General features: G+C 49.6%; 11 protein-coding genes. All 11 read left to right on the top strand.

The window, feature by feature from the left end; genetic code table 11:
* Positions 1 to 28 precede the first annotated feature (28 nt).
* The 11 genes from ACZOWY_RS01690 (at position 29) to ACZOWY_RS01640 (ending at position 18,026) form a co-directional block, all read left to right on the top strand.
* Positions 29 to 1,951: a TRAP transporter permease gene (locus tag ACZOWY_RS01690; protein ID WP_484392546.1), complete on the top strand. Its 1,923-nt coding sequence runs from the start codon at positions 29 to 31 to the stop codon at positions 1,949 to 1,951.
* Positions 1,952 to 2,242: 291 nt separating this feature from the next.
* Positions 2,243 to 3,907: a ribonuclease J gene (locus tag ACZOWY_RS01685; protein WP_484392399.1), complete on the top strand. Its 1,665-nt coding sequence runs from the start codon at positions 2,243 to 2,245 to the stop codon at positions 3,905 to 3,907.
* Between the two features lie 63 nt (positions 3,908 to 3,970).
* Entirely contained in the window at positions 3,971 to 6,796 is a 2,826-nt protein-coding gene (locus ACZOWY_RS01680; protein WP_484392395.1) for an FtsK/SpoIIIE family DNA translocase, read from the top strand.
* 27 nt (positions 6,797 to 6,823) lie between these two features.
* Entirely contained in the window at positions 6,824 to 7,696 is an 873-nt protein-coding gene (locus ACZOWY_RS01675; protein WP_484392390.1) for a helix-turn-helix domain-containing protein, read from the top strand.
* Positions 7,686 to 9,524, top strand: a complete 1,839-nt coding sequence (locus ACZOWY_RS01670; protein WP_484392385.1) for a YgiQ family radical SAM protein — start codon at positions 7,686 to 7,688, stop codon at positions 9,522 to 9,524. The genes ACZOWY_RS01675 and ACZOWY_RS01670 overlap by 11 nt, the downstream gene beginning before the upstream one ends.
* Before the next feature lie 20 nt (positions 9,525 to 9,544).
* Positions 9,545 to 10,549, top strand: a complete 1,005-nt coding sequence (locus tag ACZOWY_RS01665; RefSeq protein ID WP_484392380.1) for an ABC transporter substrate-binding protein — start codon at positions 9,545 to 9,547, stop codon at positions 10,547 to 10,549.
* Positions 10,546 to 11,937, top strand: coding sequence for a 30S ribosomal protein S12 methylthiotransferase RimO (gene rimO, locus ACZOWY_RS01660; protein WP_484392375.1), 1,392 nt, complete (start codon positions 10,546 to 10,548; stop codon positions 11,935 to 11,937). Before ACZOWY_RS01665 ends, rimO begins: the two co-directional genes overlap by 4 nt.
* Before the next feature lie 28 nt (positions 11,938 to 11,965).
* Entirely contained in the window at positions 11,966 to 13,255 is a 1,290-nt protein-coding gene (locus tag ACZOWY_RS01655; RefSeq protein ID WP_484392371.1) for a competence/damage-inducible protein A, read from the top strand.
* Positions 13,239 to 14,840, top strand: a complete 1,602-nt coding sequence (locus ACZOWY_RS01650; RefSeq protein WP_484392545.1) for a DEAD/DEAH box helicase — start codon at positions 13,239 to 13,241, stop codon at positions 14,838 to 14,840. The genes ACZOWY_RS01655 and ACZOWY_RS01650 overlap by 17 nt, the downstream gene beginning before the upstream one ends.
* Before the next feature lie 14 nt (positions 14,841 to 14,854).
* Positions 14,855 to 16,672 (top strand): GTPase HflX, encoded by a 1,818-nt coding sequence (gene hflX / locus ACZOWY_RS01645; protein ID WP_484392366.1) that lies wholly within the window; start codon positions 14,855 to 14,857, stop codon positions 16,670 to 16,672.
* 28 nt (positions 16,673 to 16,700) lie between these two features.
* Entirely contained in the window at positions 16,701 to 18,026 is a 1,326-nt protein-coding gene (locus tag ACZOWY_RS01640) for a methionine gamma-lyase family protein (RefSeq protein ID WP_484392544.1), read from the top strand.
* The last annotated feature ends 98 nt before the right edge of the window (positions 18,027 to 18,124 follow it).

Raw genomic sequence — 18,124 nt, 5'->3', positions numbered from 1 at the left:
AAAGAAAACAACTGCCGCTCCGGCGGAGATGTCTGCTGAAGAGGTGATGCAGAAATTTGATAAAGAATCCAACAAACGGGAGCCGGACGGGTTTTGGGGATATGTGATCTCTGCCATCTGCATCCTGTTTGCCTGCTTCCAGCTGTATACAGGTATCTTCGGGGTACTGGACGCGCATCTGCAGCGTACCATCCATCTGTGTTTCGGTATGGCGCTGATTTATTTGTTATACCCGGCCCGTGCCAGTTGGTCGAAAAAATCTATGCATCCTGTTGATTTAGTGTTTGCAGTACTCAGTGTGTTTGCAACGATGTATATTTTCTTTGAATACGATGAGCTGGTATTGCGTGCCGGTATGAATACCGAGACGGATATCATGGTCGGTATCCTGGGTATCATTCTGGTATTTGAGGCAGCCCGCCGTACGGTCGGCTGGCCTATGATCACGGTGGCCCTGGTCTTCCTGGCGTACGCCTTTGCCGGTCCTTACATGCCGGGCATTATGGCGCATCGCGGTGTCGGCTTTGACGAACTGGTCAGCCACCTGTACTTTACCACAGAAGGTATCTTCGGTGTGCCCATGGGCGTATCGTCCACCTTCATTTACCTGTTCATTTTGTTCGGCGCGTATCTGGAAGCCACCGGTCTCGGCAAGTTCTTTATCGATACGGCCAACGCGCTGGCAGGCTGGGCCGTGGGCGGGCCCGCCAAGGTTGCGGTTCTGTCTTCCGGCCTGATGGGCACGGTTTCCGGTTCATCTGTTGCTAACGTAGCGGGTACCGGTTCCTTCACCATCCCCATGATGAAAAAGTTAGGATACCGTCCGGCGTTTGCAGGCGCGGTAGAAGCGGCGGCTTCCACCGGCGGCCAGCTGATGCCTCCGGTTATGGGCGCGGCGGCTTTCCTGATGGCGGAATTTGTCGGCGTTCCTTACATTGATGTAGTAAAAGCGGCTGTGATTCCGGCGGTGCTGTATTACACCGGCATCTGGATCGGCGTTCACTTTGAAGCGAAAAAATACGGTCTGAAGGGTACGCCCCGGGAAGAGTTGCCGAAGTTTGGCGAACTGCTGCGGGAAAAAGGCCATCTGGCGATCCCTCTGATCATCATCGTTTATCTGCTGGTTACCGGTTACACTCCCATGCGGGCAGCGCTGTATGCCATTGCCCTGACTATCATCTGTGCCTGCCTGCGTAAGAGCACCCGCATTACCCCCAGGGATTTTGTCAACGGCCTGATTAACGGCTCCAAAGGCGTGCTGGGCGTACTGATCGCCTGCGCCACGGCCGGTATCATCATCGGTGTCGTAACCAAGACCGGCGTAGGCCTGAAACTGGCTACCGCGTTGCTGGATCTGGCAGGCGGACAGCTGCTTCCGGCCATGTTCTTTACCATGATCACCTCCCTGATTCTGGGAATGGGTGTTCCTACCACGGCCAACTATGTAATCACTTCCACCATTGCGGCTCCCGCTCTGGTACAGATGAATGTACCGGTGCTGGCAGCTCATATGTTCGCGTTCTACTTCGGGATCGTGGCAGACGTTACGCCTCCGGTTGCCCTGGCAGCCTATGCCGGTTCCGGTATCGCCGGCGCCAATCCCATGAAGACCGGCGTTAATGCGGCGAAACTGGCTATTGCGGCGTTCATCGTGCCCTACATTTTCGTACTGGCTCCGGAGCTGCTGATGATCAATGCCACTGCGTTTACAGTAATTTTGTCTATGGTTACTGCCATTTTGGGCATGTGGGGCCTGTCTCTGGCCATGATCGGTTTCTGCCAGCATCCGCTGAATGTATTACAGCGCATAGTATTCTTCCTGGGCGGTCTGTGCCTGATCGTTCCGGGAACCATGACCGATATCGCAGGCATTGCGGTATTGGCACTGGGCTTCCTGTGGCAAAAACGAAACAAGGGCGGCGCCCTGAAAGTCAATCCGGACGAAGAGTAAATTGGCGGACAGTAAGTCGTTATAAGTAACAGAGTATTGCTGATTACGTAAAACAGAATATCTTTTTTCAATCGCACCGGCTATTCTTCCTTATCCCTCCTTTCTTAATTATAAGGTTCGTGAATGGGCCGGTGCTTTTTTATGCAAAAACTGTTTGTTTTCATATGAATTTCACAAATATTTCAAAATTGAAATATGCTAATGAATCCAAATCGTTGTTTTTCCGGTCTGATTGCGTTATAATAACAGCAGAATCGAAAGAGCGGAAAATATCAGACAGGGAGGTAAATTTTGGATAAGTCTTTGAAGAAACTGAATATCATACCGCTTGGGGGTCTTGGCGAAATCGGAAAAAACATGACGGCCTTCCGTTATGGGAACGACATCATTCTGATTGACGCCGGTTTAATGTTCCCTGAGGATGATATGCTGGGAATTGATCTGGTCATTCCCGACATTACCTATTTAATTGAGAATCAGGACAAGCTGAAAGGAATTTTTTTAACCCACGGGCATGAAGACCATATCGGCGCGCTGCCTTTTATTTTGAAACAGCTGGATGTGCCGGTTTACGGTACCGCGTTAACGCTTGGTATTCTGGAAGGCCGTCTGGATGAGGCAGGGGTTTCCACTGCCAATTTAAATGTAGTGAAATCCGGTGACCGTGTACGGGCCGGTGTTTTCAAACTGGAATTTATGCGGGTCAACCACAGTATACCAGACGCCATCGGTATGGCGATCCATACGCCGGTAGGCCTGATCGTCCATACGGGTGACTTTAAAATTGACCAGACGCCTGTTGACGGACAGGTGATGGAACTGAACCGGTTTGCTGAATACGGCGACCGGGGGGTCCTCCTGATGATGGCGGACAGTACCAATGCAGAACGTCCCGGTTACACACAAAGTGAAAAATTTGTAGGGGAGACCTTCGACAATGAATTCCGCTATGCAAAGCACCGCATTATTGTCGCCACGTTCTCTTCCAATGTGCACCGCATCCAGCAGATCTGTGATACGGCTGCAAGATACGGGCGCAAGGTTGCGGTCATGGGCCGGAGCATGGTCAATGTTGTCAATATTTCCCTGAAGCTGAATTACCTGAATGTTCCGGAAGGGCTGCTGGTCGATATTGACGAGATCCGTAATTATACGAATGATAAGATCGTTGTCATCTGTACCGGAAGCCAGGGGGAACCCATGTCTGCCCTGACCCGTATGTCCATGGGTGAAAACCGGAAAGTACAGATCGTTCCGGGGGATACGGTGATTATTTCGGCGGCACCGATTCCCGGCAATGAAAAAATGGTTTCCAATACAATTAACCATTTATATATGCTGGGCGCGGAGGTAGTGTATGAAAAGGCCAACGGCGTTCATGTTTCCGGCCATGCCAGCCAGGAAGAACTGAAGATCATGCACAATCTGGTTCGCCCGAAATTCTTTATGCCGGTGCACGGCGAATACCGGCATCTGGTAAAACATGCAAGGCTGGCGGAAAGCCTCGGAATGGACCACAGGAATATTATGATTGCGGAAAACGGCGCTGTTGTGGAGCTGACCCGCGATAAGATCTGTATAAACGGAAAGGTTACGGCAGGTAATGTGCTGATCGACGGCTTGGGGGTTGGCGACGTTGGCAACATCGTGTTGCGCGACCGGCGCCAGTTGTCCCAGGACGGCATCATGATCGTCGTGGTCGGCGTAGACGGCGCGTCGAACCGGATCGTGTCCGGGCCGGATATTGTCTCCCGCGGCTTTGTGTATGTGCGGGAAGCGGAAGACCTGATGGATGAAGCCAGGGACAAGGTACAGGCAGCGCTGGATAAGTGTGAGGAGAACAACAATACGGAATGGTCCGCGTTGAAAAATGCGATCCGTGACTCCCTGGGACGTTTCCTGTTCGATAAGACAAGGCGCCGTCCTATGATCATCCCTATTATAATGGAAGTATAAGTTCTATAAAGAAGACGGGTCTTTACGGCTCGTCTTTCCGTACGTTTGGTGAGAGGTAACAGAGTGAAAAAGCAACCGGCAGTACAAACGGAAAAAGAAAAACAGAACAGCCAGAAGAATGTCGAACTGAAGGGGCTCCTGTTTCTTGCGGCAGGATTGTTCCTGCTGGCTGCTTATGCAGGACTTCCTACCGGTTTTGCCGGTGAGTTCCTCCATGACGTGCTGACATATGGTTTCGGTCTGGGCGCCATTTTTTTCCCGTTCGTCTTTATTGCGGTGGGAATCGGTTATTTCTGGCTGAAAAAGAACCTGATTCGTTTCGGGGGATTCTGGGCAGCGATGCTGTTCTATATCTGCCTTCTGGGATTCCTGCATCACATCTTTATTCCTCTTGGTTATGAAACGGAACCGTCTTTTTTACCCCAGGGAGGCGGTCTGATCGGCGGCCTCATTACCAAAGCGCTGCACGCGATGGCAGGCGCTACGGGGTCAGTCATCCTGCTGGTGGCCGGTATGCTTGCCAGCCTGGTGCTGACAGGGAAACTGTCATTGGCGGCTTTGACGGAAAAAGCTGGAGATAAGATCCAGGATATCCGGGCGTCAAGACGGGAACAGCAGAATTCAGATAAGGCAGCTGAAGTAAGAAATGAAACGGTTCCCGGAAAACCGGCGCGACCATTCTTCAGCACTTCCAATCCGAATGGCAGGAAAGCAAGTCCGCTGGATGTGTATAATAAGGATGAATTTGCCGATTACAATGAAGATGTCCGTAAGCCGTCAGCGTTCAAAAAGATACTGAATTTTGGACAGAAGGCTCTGGATAAAGATAAGGGATCCGGTGAAACGGCTTCGGATTACCCGTGGCCGGATGAAACAAAGTCGGACCGGTATGTCCCGGTAGAACGTATGGCAAATCATGATAAACCGGAAAAAGAAAAGCCGTCCCTGGTTCAGACGTATCCCGAAAAGCAGGAAATTGTTGTGTTACGGCCCGCTTCCGGTATCATTTCCGGTCATGTGGAAAAACCGGAACCGGCACCCTGGGAAAAGGGAGCCATGCTGCCGGATTCCGGACAAATACCTATTATCCATTATGGAGAGACAGCAGAGGAGGCGGAAGCGTCCGACGCAAATTCCACAACAGATGTTGCCGGAGAAAGAAAAGCAGCGGCAGGGGATATTTCTGAAACGATTAAAAAGAGTGAGGGTAAACCCCGGTTTATTCTGACGGAGCATGGCATGATGGCCGTGACAGATACAGATAAGAGCCGTGCTGCTGTAAATGCGAATGAAACAGATGCCGGTGAACCGGCTGACAGTACAGACAGGGAAAAAGCGATAGCCTCTGCCGGCAGATCTGTGATGAACGTAAAGGAAAACGAAACGAAGGAGACAGAGGAACCGTCAAAACCGGAATATAGGTTCCCACCGCTGGAACTGCTGAATCCTGCAGAAAAAACAGAACAGCGCCGCTCGGATGCAGATGTGAGGAAACAGTGCCTCACATTGGAGAAAACGCTGGCAGATTTCCGGGTGAATGCAAAAGTGACCGGTGTAACCCGCGGTCCTTCCGTAACCCGTTACGAACTGGAACCGGCTCCCGGTGTCAAGGTAAGTTCTGTTGTGAATCTGTCAGATGATATCGCACTGCGGCTGGCTGCTCCCGGCGTCCGGGTGGAAGCACCCATTCCGGGTAAGGCGGCGATCGGTATTGAAGCGCCCAACATTACAAATGATATGGTAAGCTTCCGGGAAATTGTGGACTGCAAGGCGGTCCGTGATAATCCTTCCAAGTTATGTGTAGGTCTGGGCAAAGATATTGAAGGCAAGGTCATTACAATTGATCTCGCCAAGATGCCGCATCTGCTGATTGCGGGTACTACCGGCAGCGGTAAGTCTGTCTGTGTGAATACACTGCTGGCAGGCATCATGTACAAGGCCCGTCCGGATGAGGTAAAGCTGATTCTTGTCGATCCCAAAGTGGTCGAACTTACAAATTATAACGGCATTCCCCATCTGCTGGTACCTGTTGTCACGGATGCCAAGAAGGCGGCTTCCGCGCTGCATTGGGCTGTTGCGGAAATGGAACGGCGATATAAGTCCTTTGCGGATACCCGCGTAAGGGATATCAAAGCCTATAACGCCCAGGCAGAAGAAAAGATGCCTTATATCGTTATCGTCATTGACGAGATGAGCGACCTGATGATGGTGGCCAAAGCGGATGTGGAAGACGCGATTTTGCGTCTGGCCCAGAAGGCCCGTGCCTGCGGTATCCACATGGTGCTGGCGACCCAGCGTCCCTCCGTGGATGTTATTACCGGTATCGTGAAAGCGAACATCCCGTCCCGCATTGCCTTTGCCGTATCCTCGTTGACGGATTCCCGTACGATCCTGGATATGGGCGGCGCCGAAAAACTGTTGGGCAAGGGCGACATGTTGTTCTATCCCATCGGGGCAAATAAACCGTCCCGTGTACAGGGCGCCTTTGTCAGCGATGAGGAACTGAACCGGGTGACGGATTTTATTAAGAAACAGGCCATTCCGGTTGAATACAGCGATGAAGTTACGAATGTAGTATTACCCAGTGACAGCCAGAAAGATGCAAAGAACGCATCCTCCGGCGGTGGGGATGCCCCGGAAGAAGACAGTCAGGATGAACTGCTGGACGATGCGATCCGTCTGGTGCTGGATCTGGGACAGGCTTCTGCTTCCATGCTGCAGCGTCGTTTCCGGATCGGTTATAACCGGGCGGCCCGTCTGGTGGAGACCATGGAAGAACTGGGCATTGTTGGTCCTGCTACAGGCAGCAAGCCGCGGGAACTGTTGTTGTCCCGGGAAGAAGTAGAATACAGATTTTTAAAAAAAGACAATTTTTCAGACACACAGTGACTTTTGTCGACGGAGGCTGATGCCGTTATGGATATTGGAAAAACTTTACAGGATACAAGGACAGCCAAAAATATTTCCCTTGATACTGCCGCTCAGGAAACCAATATTCGAAAAGTGTATCTGGAAGCAGTGGAGAAAAATGAATTTGCATTGCTTCCCGGCGCTGTTTTTGTGAAGGGGATCATTCGGTCATACGGAAACTATCTGGGGCTTGACGGGGCCGGACTGGTGGAAGAGTATAAGGCGGCCAGTCTGGGAACTGCTTCTGTCAACAATAATGTGATCAGGGAATCCAAAAATGTAAAAGTCCGCCCGACATTTAAATCCAACCGGGATATCGGTTCGGGCACCGGTGATAATCACCGGTTACTGTTTTTGGTGGCCGGCCTGCTTGTTTTATTGCTTGCCGTTGGCGGCGGATTTTATTATTACCTGACACAGAAAGGCAATTCGGTCAGCGATTTACTGCCGTTCCGTTTTAGCAGCTTTAGTGAAGACAAAAAACAAAGTGAAAAAGATACGGCAGTCGAAAAACCGGCAGGGAAGCCTGAAAGTACTGCGGCTGTGCCGGAGAACACAGGAAATAATGAGAAGAAAAGCATAGAAAATAATACGGGCAGTACAGATTCTGTTACGAATACGGTACCGGTCAAAGGAGTAACCAGGCTGAATGTGGCTTCTGTCGGAAGATGCTGGCTGCGGGTCACCGACCGGAAAGGAACTGTATTGTTTGAAGGGAATTTGCTGAAAGGAGAAAGCAAAACCTTTACCAGCGATTCCGAAATCGTTATGCGGATCGGCAACCTGAAAGATCTGCAGATCGAACACAATGGAAAGCGTCTGCCTTTTGAAGAAACCTACGAGGCGGTAACAAGGATATATAAGCCAAATGAACAATAAATTTTTACCGGTTTGCAAAGAAGATATGGCGGAAAGAGGCTGGGAGCAGCTTGATTTCCTGTTTATCAGCGGGGATGCCTATGTAGATCATCCTTCCTTTGCACCGGCAGTCATCTGCCGCGTATTGGAAGCGTCAGGCTACAAAGTTGCCATTCTGCCGCAGCCGGACTGGCGGGATACGCAATCGTTCCAAAGCATGGGAAAGCCCCGTCTCGGAGTTTTGATTTGCGGCGGAAATCTGGATTCGATGCTGTGCCATTATACGGCGGCCAGAAAACCCCGGAAAGAGGATAAATATTCCCCCGGCAAAGAAATGGGGAAGCGTCCCGACCATGCCACACTTGTTTATACAAAAATCGTAAAGAAACTGTGGCCGGATCTTCCTGTCATCGTTGGAGGCATTGAAGCAAGCTTACGCCGTTTTGCCCACTATGATTACTGGGAAGACAAACTGTTGCCTTCCATCCTGACAGAAAGCGGCGCGGACCTGCTGGTCTGTGGCATGGGGGAGACCCAGATCCGCGAAATTGCAGATTATCTGGCCGGCGGTGCTTCGGGAGAAGACCTGCATTATATCCGTGGCACAGCGTACGCGTCGGAATCGTTGGATCATGTGGAAGATTATGTGGAGCTTCCCGGTTATGATGCGATACGAAATGATAAGAAGATGTTAGCGGATGCCTATCGGCTGCAGCATGAAAATGTGGACCCGTTTTACGGGAAGATTCTTGTACAGAAAAACAGCCATAATTTGTATATAGTGCAGAATCCGGCAGCCATGCCATTGACGGAAGAAGAAATGGACGCCGTTTACGATCTGCCGTACACGCGGCAGTGGCATCCCATGTACGATAAGGCGGGCGGTATCGCGGCGCTGGAAGAAGTGAAGTTCAGTATCGTAAGCTGCCGGGGCTGCTTTGGCAGCTGCTCCTTCTGTGCCATCCACGCCCATCAGGGACGTATCATCCAGGCGCGCAGCCATGCTTCTATCTTAAAAGAAGCTAAAGAAATGATACAGCTGCCTGATTTTAAAGGATATATTAACGATGTGGGCGGGCCTACAGCGAATTTCCGTCATCCGGCCTGCAAAAAGCAGTTAAAAGCCGGCGCCTGCAAGGACAGACAGTGCTTGTTCCCCAAACCCTGTCCGGCCATTGACGCGGATCACAGCGATTATATTAAATTATTGCGGGAGCTTCGCGCGCTGCCGGGCGTTAAAAAAGTATTTATCCGTTCCGGTATCCGTTATGATTATCTGCTGGCGGAAAAGAAGCAGCAGTTCTTGGATGAACTGTGCCGGTATCATGTGAGCGGTCAGTTAAAAATCGCGCCGGAGCATATTGCGGAATCTACTTTAAAACATATGGGTAAACCGGGTAAGGATGTTTATCTGAAGTTTGTCAAAGCGTTTACGCAGAAGAATAAGGAAATCGGTAAAGAGCAGTATCTGGTTCCGTATTTTATTTCGAGTCATCCCGGCTGTACGCTGGCAAATGCGATCGAACTGGCGGAGTTTTTGCGGGATACAGGCCGGTATCCGGAACAGGTGCAGGATTTTATCCCGACACCGGGGAGCGCTTCAACCGCAATGTATTATTCCGGGATAGACCCTTTTACCGGTAAAAAAGTGTTTACGGTGCATAATCCCCATCATAAGGCCATGCAGCGTGCCCTCATGCAATACCGTAACCCGCGTAACAGGGCTCTGGTCATAGAAGCGCTGAAAGAAGGGGGACGTACGGACCTGATCGGGGATGGGCCCCGCTGCCTGATTCGGGATGACCGTTTTCGAATTCCCTTAAACCGCGATAAAAAGAGAAGGAAATAGAATTCTGAAGTGAAGATGTTATGAACAGGAAAGTTTTCTGTCTGGTCTGTGTCTGTCTGGTTCTTTTTCTGGCAGGTTGCAGCCTGATTAAATCAGTGGGACCGAAATCCTCGGTTAAAGTTTATACAACGCTGGATAAAGATCTGGTCGGCATGCTCTGCGAAAAATATTCAGACAGCCAGCCGGATCAAACAAAGATTACGTTCACCGTTTCGGACAGGGATGACGATATGGAGCAGGCTGATTGCATTATCAGTAACGCGGCCATGCTTACGGAAAAAGCAGCAGCCGGTTCTTTGCGGAAGGTTAACTCTGAGTTCGCCGACCTTCTGCCGGGAGAACTGAGGGGCTCTGATGACAATTGGATCATCCTTTTTTATGATCCGGCTGTGTTGCTGGTCAATCAGGCCTATTCCAGAAAGGTCGGGCAGCAGCAGATTTTACACTGGGCCGATCTGCCAAAGCATACGGAAGCACAGATTGTCATGGAAAATCTCACTGATAACGAATCTACGATCCAGTTTTTGGCAGCCATGTGTTCCCGTATGGGGCAAAATGAATGCTTTTCATATTTCAGACAGGTCCATCCTCTGATTAAACAATATGCAAAGTTCCCGATCACGCCGGTCCGCATGGCGGTTACCGGTGATGCGGACATTGCGGTCACGCGGCGAAGCCACGTGTTTAAATATCTCCAGAATGATTTGCCGGCTTATATCCTGATTCCGGAAGAGGGAACGCCGGTGAACCTGTACGGTATCGGAGTCATGCAGAACAGCAAAAAGCAGAAAGAAGTCACGGGTCTTATTGACTGGATCCTCCGCTCTTCCGAAGCGAGGACCGTCCTTATGACGACCCGCAGCGGGTACCTGCCGGTATTGCCGAACGGTGATAAAGGACAGGTTGTAAATTTAACTTCTATGTGGACCAACACATTTTATAAAGACAGACAGGCATTGGAAAAATTAACGGGGGACTGGCTCCGGGAAATTCGGTTGATGGATGCAGGGGAGGATAAAAAGTGAAGCTGGGGCTGATCAGTTTAGGGTGCCCGAAGAACCTGGTTGATTCCGAGGTTATGCTGGGCATTATAGAAAAATACAACATTGAAATTATCAATGATCCGGAAGAAGCGGAAATTATCATTGTCAATACCTGCGGCTTTATTGAACCTGCCAAACAGGAATCCATAGATACGATCCTTTCCATGGCGGCCTATAAAACGGAAGGCTGCTGCCGGTATCTTATCGTGACCGGCTGTCTGGCCCAGCGCTATGCGCAGGAATTGTTTCAGGATATGCCGGAAGTGGATGCAATTATTGGGACAAATGTATATAAAGATATCGGTCAGGTCATTGAACGTGTCATGCAGGGAACCCGTGTACTTCATATAAAAAAGGAAGACTTGCCGCCTTTAAAAAAGGTAGAAAAAATACACACGGTTGCTTTATCCCGGCCTGACATACCAAAAGAAGCTGAACCGCTGCCGGATCCGCGTAAACTGACTACCGATCCGTACATGGCATATCTGAAAATTGCAGAAGGCTGCGACAATTTCTGTTCCTTTTGTGCCATCCCGCTGATCCGGGGGCGCTATACCAGCAAACCCTATGAGCAGGTGATGGCAGAAGCCCGGGATTTGGTAGAGCGGGGTGTAAAGGAACTGGTGGTCATTGCCCAGGATACGACACGTTACGGGCAGGACCTGTACGGAAAGCTCCGGCTGGCGGAGCTGTTGCGCGATCTGAATGCATTGCCTGGTTTAAAATGGATCCGCGTTTTATATTCTTATCCTAATACGTTTACAGACGAACTGATTGAAGCGTATGCCACCTTGCCGAAAGTCTGCCATTATGTAGATCTGCCGCTGCAGCATGCAAGCGACCGGTTATTACGTGCGATGCGCCGCCGGGATAAGTTACAGGAAACGAAAATCCTCCTGAAGAAATTGAGGGAGCGGATCCCCGATATTGTGATACGTACAACCTTTATCGTAGGGTTCCCTGGCGAAACGGAAGAAGATTTTGCTGTTTTAAAAGAATTTGTGAAAGAGCAGAAGTTTGAAAACGCAGGCGTATTCCAATATTCGCAGGAAGAAAACACGGCTGCGGCATCTATGTCGGATCAGATTCCGGAAGAAACAAAACAGGACCGTTATGACGAACTGATGGCAATACAGGCCGGAATTTCTGAAGAAACCCACCGGTCAATGGAAGACAGGGAACTGGAAGTTGTCGTGGAAGGCTACGAGTCGGAGGAAGAGAATCTGGCAGCAGCCCGCAGTTACCGGGAAGCGCCGGATATCGATGGCAGTATTTTTATAGAAAATGCCCCCGGACTGAACCCGGGCGATTTTATCCGCGTACGGATAGAACAGGGCTTTGCGTATGAGGTAGTAGCGACCCGTGTCTGACATACAGCAAAACAAGGGAGGGAGCCAGATGAGAGTAGAGGTTATTACAACCGGTACGGAACTTCTTCTGGGAGAAATATTAAATACAAACTTTACCTGGCTGGCGCAGGAACTGAACCGGCGCGGTTTTGATGTCTTATACCAGACAACAGTGGGGGATAATCCGGCGCGTATGAAAGAAGTGCTGGATATCGCGGTCAAACGCGCTGATGTCATTATTACCAGCGGTGGTCTGGGACCGACCCGGGGCGATATTACAAAAGAAATGATTGCAGATTATTGCGGCGTAGACATGTATATGAATCTGGAAGTGTGGAACCATATCCATGAACTGTTGTCCAGGCGGAATATCTGTATTGCGGAAAACAATGAAAAACAGGCTTTGGTTCCCAGCGGGGCTGTTGTTTTGCATAACGAGGCGGGAACGGCGCCGGGACTTGTACTGGAGCAGGGCGATACTACTTTTGTCATGCTGCCCGGACCGCCGTTTGAATTAAAAACTGTATGTGAAAAAGAACTGTTCCCTTATTTTGAACAGCGCTTTCCGCATCTGGGGATCATCAAATCACACACATTGAAACTGCGGGGTATCGGCGAGTCGAACCTGGCAGAAAAGCTGGACGATATAATTATAAACCAGACGAATCCGACGATTGCTCTTTATGCAAGGCATGGGGAAATCCTGGTCCGTCTGACAGCCAAAGCACCTTCGGCCGAAAAAGCAGACGCATTGATTGCCGGCATGCAGGAAAAAGTGGAAAAAGTCATCGGGACTTATGTATACGGATATGACGATGATACGCTGCCTGAGGTACTTGGTAAGGAACTTTTATGCCGGCAGCAGACGATTGCCTTTGCGGAATCCTGTACAGGCGGGCTTGCCTCCAGCATGATGACTGACGTACCGGGCAGTTCGGAATATGTGAAGGGTTCTGTTATATCGTATACGGACGAAGTGAAAAACCAGGTCATTCATGTCAGCAAAACAACGCTGGCGAAAAAAGGAGCCGTGAGCGAAGAGACCGCGGTTGAGATGGCAAGAGGGGTACGGGAAGCAATCGGTTCCGATATGGCAGTAAGTATTACGGGCCTGGCCGGCCCTGGCGGAGGAACCCGCAAAAAGCCGGTAGGTCTGGTTTATATAGCTGTTGCAGATGCAAACGGCGAGTTGTGCCGGAAATATAATTTTGGCGGCACACGGTCACAGATTAAACACAGAGCGGCCATGGCAGCTTTGAGTTTTGCCCTGGACCGGCTCAAAGAAAGTCCAAATAATCATTCGGAGGAAACGATTCATGACCATGACACAGACAGATAATTTTGGCGATTTGATATTGGAAAAACGTATCGTAGCCGCATTACGGGAGATGGGCTTCGAAGAACCGTCGCCGATTCAGCAGCAGGCAGTTCCGTTATTATTAGAAGGAAAAGATATCATCGGTCAGGCCCAGACCGGCACAGGTAAAACGGCCGCCTTTGGTATTCCTATCATTCAGGGGATCGAAGACCACAGGCACATCCAGGCGCTGGTCATGAGTCCTACGCGGGAGCTGGCGATCCAGGTTTCGGAAGAAATCGGTAAAATTGGCCGCAACAAACGGATCAAAGTAGTACCTGTATACGGTGGGCAGCCCATTGACCGGCAGATCCGCGCCCTGAAAAGCGGAGTGCAGATCGTAATCGGTACGCCGGGCCGTCTGCTGGACCATATCCGCCGTGGAACCATAAAGCTGAACCATGTGCGTTATCTGGTACTGGATGAAGCGGATGAAATGCTGGATATGGGATTCATCGACGATATGGAAGAAATCATGGCGAACGTTCCTGCCGAACGGCAGACCATGCTGTTTTCTGCCACAATGCCGCGTCCAATCCTGAGCCTTACGAAAAAATACATGCGGGCACCGCAAATTGTAACGGTAAGTAAAGAAGATATTACCGTCCCTCTGATCGATCAGTATTATTTTGAGACCCGTGATAAGATTGAAGGTATTTCCCGGCTGCTTGACGCTGGCATCGAAGGAAAAAGTATCATTTTCTGCCGTACCAAGCGGGGTGTTGATGATCTGACCGCCTCACTGGGGAGCAGAGGTTATTTGGCGGAAGGACTGCACGGCGATCTGAGCCAGGCCCAGCGGGACCGTGTCATGAAAAAATTCAGGGAAGGGCGTCTGGATATCCTGATTGCTACAGATGTTGCGGCCCGGGGGCTGGATATTGACAATGTGCAGTATGTTATCAACTTTGATATACCCCAGGATCCGGAGAGTTATGTACACCGTATCGGCCGTACAGGCCGGGCAGGGAATACCGGCGTAGCACTGACATTTATTTTACCGAGGGAATTCCGTCAGCTGAAACTGATCGAACGGATCGCCAAAACGCGTATCCGCCGTCGGGAACTGCCGACCACTACCGATGTACTGGAGCATCAGCGTGAACAGATCATTTCCAAGATGCAGGCCCTGCTGGAAATGGGAAATTATGGGGAGTATATGACTGTAGTAACGAGGCTGGCCAAAGAGTATGAAGTGGAAGAAATTGCGGCCGCTGCGTTAAAACTGATGCAGGAAGGGAACAGGGCCCTTGAGATAAAGGAAGAAAAGAACACGATCAGCGATCTCACTGTTCAGAATCTGTCCAATACCGGAGGCCGTCCGGGTATGGTCCGGTTCTTCCTGAACGTCGGACGCAGCCAGAAGGTCACAGTACCTGAACTGGTACGGACAATTGCCAAAGAAGCTGACATTCCGGGACGTTCCATCGGCCTGATTAATATTTTTGATAAGTTTTCCTTTGTTGAGGTACCGGAACAGTATGCCGAACGGGTACTGGCCGTGATGCATAAAAACAGTATCCGGGGCTATAAGGTTAATATCGAGCCTGCGCATTCCAAAGAGTAAGGAGATGGTTTGGAATGAAGGAAGTTCTTGGGAATACAGATGGGTTAAAGACTAAATTCATGGAGTTGCTGATCCAACTGTATGATTTGAGGGTGCCTCCCTGGCAGCTGGTGTCGAAGGAAATTGCCATACGTATGGCAGAAATTACTTCAGCAGTCAACAGGGAAGTCAATATTTTTCTGGACCGGAAAGGGAACGTGCTGAGCGTTGCCGTCGGAGACAGCAGTACCGTTTCGTTACCGAATCTGCCGGGCAGAAGGGGAACCGGGCGGTTAAGCGGAATTCGCTGCATTCATACACATCCAGGGGGAAATCCGCAATTAAGCGGGGTCGATCTTTCGGCTTTGCGCAACCACAAATATGATTTGATGGCAGCCATCGGTGTGAATGATGAGAATCCGGAAGAATCAGTTCTGAATTTTGCCATCATTACCGGTAAGGACGAGTACGGACAGTATACGGCGGAGGAGTACGGCGTCTTAAGATTAGAGGCGCTGGAAACCATATTTCTTCCCAACATTATAAGTTCAGCGGAAAAACGGCTGGCAGTTACCGATGACGACCGAAAACTGGAGCAACGGCCGGAGCGTACCATGCTGGTCAGCCTGGAATACGGAAAACAGGACAGGCTTTGGACCAGCGAAGATTCACTGGAAGAACTGCGGCAGCTGGCTGAGACGGCCGGCGCTGAGGTAATTGCAAAGTTTTTGCAGAAGAGGCCCAAACCGGATCCGGGATTCTTTATCGGGCGCGGGAAGGTACGGGACCTGGCTTTGTTCGCCCAGCAGGAAGACATTGATCTCTGTGTGTTTGATGAAGAATTATCACCTGCCCAGCAGCGGAATCTGGAGCAGTCGCTGGGCATTAAGGTATTGGACCGTACCGCGCTGATTCTTGATATTTTTGCGCAACGGGCACGGACCAATGAGGGTAAACTGCAGGTTGAACTGGCACAGCTGCAATATACACTGCCACGGATCATGGGACAGGGGCTTTCCCTTTCCCGTTTGGGCGGCGGTATCGGGACCAGGGGTCCCGGTGAGACGAAACTGGAAACCGACCGGCGTATGATCCGTGACCGTATTGCTTACATTAAAGGTTGTATTGACAAGGTGCAGAATGTCCGAAAGCTGCACCGTTCACACCGCAATAAAAACCAGGTGCCTTCGGTCAGTCTGGTAGGTTATACCAATGCCGGTAAGTCGACTCTGTTGAATGTGCTGACAAATTCCGATGTATATGAAAAGGATCAGTTGTTTGCTACATTGGATCCGACTACACGTCAGTTAGTTCTTCCGGATAAGAGACAGGCAATTTTAACAGATACGGTAGGCTTTATCCAGCGTCTTCCGCATCAGCTGATTGCAGCCTTCAAATCCACGCTGGAAGAAACTCTTGATGCGGATCTTCTGGTCCACGTCATCGATGTGAGCCATCCATTGTATAAAGAGCAGAGTGAAGCGGTTTACCGGGTATTACAGGAGGTTGGTGCACTGGATAAACCGGTATTAAGCGTGTTTAATAAAATTGATAAGCTGCCGGAAGACAGCGGCCTTTTAGAGCAACTGAAAGCAATTCCGGACAGTGTCTGTATTTCAGCCAAAAAACAAATCGGGCTGGACAGATTGTTAGAAGTAATCACAGACCATTTGAAGTTGAAGTCTGTGGAAGTTACGATGTTAATTCCTTACAGCGACTCCGGTGTTGCGGCAAAACTGTTTGAAACAGGAACGGTGCTGTCGCAGGATTATGAGGCGGAAGGAATTAAAATGCAAGTCAGGATTCAGGCCGACGAAATAAATCGTTGGGAAAAATTTATAATAGTCAGGTGATAGTTTTTTTATGATTATAAAAAAGGTAATGGACTTTGATTCTATCTTTGAATATGCAAGAAAGGAAGTGGAAAAGCAGAAGCATTATTACGATACAATTGCTTTAAAGAATACTGAGAAAGTGATTGCGGCATTCCGGAAGCATCAGGTATCTGATTTTTATATGAAGCCTACTACCGGCTATGCCTATAATGATCTTGGCAGGGAAAAGTTAGATGCTATTTTTGCAGATATTTTCCGGACTGAAGCCGCTTTGGTACGCCCTCAGTTTGTTTCGGGAACCCACGCGCTGGCTGTCGCCATGCTGGGCAATCTGAAACCCGGTGATGAAGTGATCGGCGCTACAGGCATACCGTATGATACCATGCAGACGATTATCGGATTCCCGAAAAAAATTCCCGGATCTCTGACAGATTCAGGCGTTATTTATAAGGAAATCCCCATGATTGATAAGTATGTGGATATCAATGCCGTATGCGATGCGATTACCGAAAAGACGAAAATGGTGCATATACAGCGTTCCTGCGGATACAGCAGCGAACGGGGAACCTTAGATGTAGATTCTATTGCCCGGTTAATCCGGGAAGTACATAAAGTACGGGAAGATATAATCTGCTTTGTAGATAATTGTTACGGTGAATTTACGGAAGAAAAGGAGCCGACAGATTTCGGCGCGGATCTGATGGCCGGTTCTCTGATTAAAAATGTAGGAGGGGGATTGGCGCCTACCGGCGGTTATATCGTAGGCAGAAAAGATCTTGTTTATAATGCGGCCTGCCGTCTGACAGCTCCGGGCCTTGCCGGAGAAATGGGCGCTACCTTAGGCGATACAGCCAGAGAACTCTATCAGGGATTATTTATGGCTCCACATGTGGTAATGCAGGCGGTTAAAACAGCAGTGTATGCTGCAGCCGTTTTCCATAAATTAGGGTATAAGGTAAAACCGTTACACTATGAGATCCGCCATGACATTATTCAGGCGATCACGTTAAAGACACCGCAAAATCTGGAAAACTTCTGTGTAGCAATCCAAATCAATTCCCCGGTAGATGCACATGTAACGCCTGTGCCGGACTACATTCCGGGATACCAGGATAAAATAATTATGGCAGCTGGAACATTTGTTCAGGGTTCTTCTATCGAATTAAGTGCAGATGGCCCCATGAGAGCACCTTTTAACGCATATATGCAGGGCGGTCTTACTTTTGAACATGGACAACTGGCTATCAATGCTGCAGCCAGGATGATTGGCGGTGCAACGGAAAAACGTAAGGTAGTCGGGCATGTAATTTTAGACGGAGAAAAAGACGAAGATATATTGAGAACATGCGAATCCATTATGAACAAAAAATAAAGGCTGCATCATAATAAAAACACTAAAGATAAAAAACCACAGGATGATACAAATCCTGTGGTTTTATTTTAAACTAAATAGATATAAATGACATCGTT

The sequence above is a fragment of the Succiniclasticum sp. genome, assembly GCF_056977735.1.
Note: the sequence above shows the minus strand (reverse complement) of the source record. Positions and strands in the feature narration are given on the sequence as shown.